2 protein-coding genes are annotated in these 3,218 nt (G+C 67.0%); both read right to left on the bottom strand.

From position 1 onward, the window contains the following. On the bottom strand, positions 1 to 1,417 hold a 1,417-nt coding region (locus H7290_RS20780; RefSeq protein WP_290515922.1), incomplete at its 3' end, for a (Fe-S)-binding protein. A 284-nt stretch (positions 1,418 to 1,701) separates the two neighbouring features. Beyond that, complete coding sequence (locus tag H7290_RS20775; protein ID WP_290515921.1) at positions 1,702 to 2,997, bottom strand: choice-of-anchor P family protein; 1,296 nt, start codon at positions 2,995 to 2,997, stop codon at positions 1,702 to 1,704. Positions 2,998 to 3,218 lie beyond the last annotated feature (221 nt).

The raw sequence follows: 3,218 nt of genomic DNA, 5'->3' as shown, positions 1-3,218 counted from the left end.
TTCCCCCGTGCTCAGGGTCTGCGCCCACGACCTTGACCTCGAAGTCGAGGCCCTTGGTCCAGTCGTGTCGGGCGGTGGACGACATGTTCCACGGGTTGCCCTTGTTCTCGAGCCCCTTGAACAGGCCGTTGAGCTGCGATGGGAAGTTCGACTCGACCAGCACCGCATGGCGGCGCATGTCGATGATGTGGTCGACGTGCTCGATGTCGACCGGGCACTGCTGCACGCAGGCGCCACACGAGGTGCAGTTCCACAAGACGTCCTCGTCGATGACGAAGGCGGCGTCGGTGGGGTTGTAGAACCAATCGACATTGTCGACCCCGGCCGGGTCGGTGCCCTTGCCGCTCGATCCCACCAGGACGCGCTCTCGAGCTGCCTCGTCGCCGGCCGCCTTGGCATAGGCGTGGTCGCGCAGGGCGGTGATCAGCAGCTTGGGGGACAGCGGCTTCTCGGTGTTCCATGCGGGGCACTGCGACTGGCAGCGGCCACATTCGGTGCAGGTCGAGAAGTCGAGGATGCCTTTCCAGGAGAAGTCCTCGATCGCTCCGACTCCTAGCCTGGAGTCCTCGTCGAGATCGTCGAGGTCGTCGAGGGTGACCGCCTTGCCGTCGGAGGTCAGCGGCTTGACGGCTCCCAGCGCCGTACGGCCGGACGACTCGCGCTTGAACCAGATGTTGGGCCAGGCGGTGAAGCGGTGCCACGCGATGCCCATCGTGACGTAGCGCGAGATCACGAGGAGCCAGATCATCGCCAGCACGATCTTGAACAGGGCGATGCCGTAGATGACGTTCTTGAGCGAGTCGGCACCGTCGGGGAAGGGCGCGTCGCCGACGTAGGAGGAGATCGGGAAGTGCCCGCGGCCACCGTGCTCGCCGCCCTCGACGGCGATGAGCTTGTACTCCGCGCCGCGGATGAACAGGATCGCGCCGCCCTCGAGCAGCGCGAACGCCTCGACGAAGTAGGCCTGCCACATGCTGGAGCCGAAGAAGCGGCTGTCGCGACCTAGGCTGCGTGGGTGGTGCTTCTGGCGGTAGATGATCAGGAAGATGATGCCGATGGTGCTCAACAGGCCGAGGAGCTCCAGCGTCCACTCGACCGGGTACCAGTGGCCGATGATCGGGAGCACGAACGACGGGTCGAACAGCTGCACGTAGGCAGTGGCCACCGCGGTGCTGAGGACTATGAACGCCACGTAGACGAACCAGTGCATGATGCCGACCCAGGTCAACTGCAGCATCCGGGTGTGGCCGAACGTCTCCTTGACCATGGTGACCGTACGGCGCAGCGGCTCGTCGGTGCGTCCCGGCGCGGGCTGGCCCAGGCGCATCACCCCCGTCATCTTGCGGACGGCCCTGATCACCGCGACGACGGCGACGGCCGTCAGGGCCAGGGAGATGACGATGGCGACGATCTGCATGCGGTGGACTCCTGGGTGGTTCGACGCCCGCCGCATGACTGCGCGAGCGAAGCGAGCCTATTCGGCTCCGTCCGGGGAGTCAGGCTCCCAGGGGGTGAGAAGGATCCTACCCGCAGGTAACTTGAACTACCTGGGCGACCTCAGCGGCGAGCGCGGAGGACGGTGACGCTGCGCGAGCCCGTGCGGTCGGCGTACGACCCGACGACCTTGATCACCCGGCTGCCGGTGCGGACCGAGGTGGGTACCCGAGGAAGGCAACGCGAGGGCGTCGGAGCGAGCTGGTGCTACTTCCTCTTGGTCGGGCGGATCTTGGTGACAGCGACGCCGAGGTCGATCACGGCGAGGCTGCCGTCGAGCAGGGTGACGCGCAGCCCGATCACCTTGAATCCGTTCCTCAGCCTCTTCTTGATATTGCCGTGGAGTCTGGCGACGCCGGGGATCTCGAGCCGACCCAGTGCGTCGAGGTTGTAGGACTTGCCGTTGGCCGTGATCGCACCGACGTGCGTGCCCTTGGCGCTGCGGGTCAGGCTTCCGGACTTCGTGCGGCGCACCTCGGAGACACCGGTGACCGCCGTGACGTCCAGGGCGCCGTCGCCGAGTGAGACGTTCGCAACCATGCCGGCCGCGCGCGCGATCGCGCCGGAGGTGGTCTTGCGTGCGTTGACGCCACCGGCCAGGTCACCCGTCGTGACGAGCGGGCTGAGGTCGGCGCTGGCGAGGCTCTTGACGACGTCCTTGCCGTCGGTACCGATGCACGGGATCGGCTGGTAGGCGGTACGGCCGATCTGTGCGGTCTCGCCGGCGATATGGGCCTCGAGGCCGGCGCCGTAGCCGTTGAAGAGGGCACGGGTGCGGGCCAGCATCAGGCTGGACCGGGTCTGACCGATCACGACCCTGGTGTCGGTCGGGATGACCCGGATCCGGATGCCGACGCCCATGGCCGTGGCGAAGTCGACACCGCGGGACGTGACTTTCTTGCCGATCGAGATCACGGCGAGGCCCGGGACGGTGATCGGAGCGCCGGGCGAGGGCAGGTCGAGCGTCTGGGGCGCTCCGCCGGGGGGCGTGAAGACGATCTTGGCGAGGCTGTTGGTGACCTTGGCGCCGTACGTGCCCGAGGGCCCGCCGCGGTTGAAGGTCTCGCTCTCGGACTCGACCGCGCCGATGCGCAACGAGCCCTGCGGTGAGTCGACCAGTTCGATCCCGGCGATGGTGTGGCGCGAGATGGACGAGGTCTTGTTGCCCTTCTTGACCGTCCAGACCCTGGTGCGCGCGCCGCTGACGGTGCCGAGACCCGGCACGTCGACGCTGGCGATGAAGTTGCTCTTCGCCCTGGGGACGTAGCGGTTGCAGCCGATCACCTCGTAGCCCGTCTCGGACGAGCCGGCCGGGATGGCGGCACCGCGGGCGCGGGTGCCGTAAGCGCTGGCGGACATGGTGAACGGGGTCTTGACCTGATTGGTGGCCACCGTGGCAGTGACCGCCTGACCGGCGCTGGGGGCCGAGGTGGATGCCGCGGCCGGCAGCATGACTGCTGAGGCGACGACGAGGGCGACTGTGGCGGGAAGTGCGCGGCGCATAGCTGGCTCCTTGAGGTGTTCGTGCAGGGTCAGGCTGAAATGACGGTTCAATGACGGGTTCTGTATACCGTGTACCCGACATCGCACGGCTAAACCGCAATCCAAAAACTGTCTAGACCAGTGGGTCACCATGGCCTGCCGTGGCGGCCGCGCGTCGATTCCCGTTGGATGACCTGCATGCCAACTGTGCGTCTGCTGCCCGACGGTGTCTCCTTCGAAGA

The organism is Aeromicrobium sp. (assembly GCF_014378035.1).
Classification (GTDB): domain Bacteria; phylum Actinomycetota; class Actinomycetes; order Propionibacteriales; family Nocardioidaceae; genus Aeromicrobium.
The sequence above is the reverse complement of the archived record's forward strand: the minus strand, read 5'-3'. Positions and strand labels throughout refer to the sequence as shown.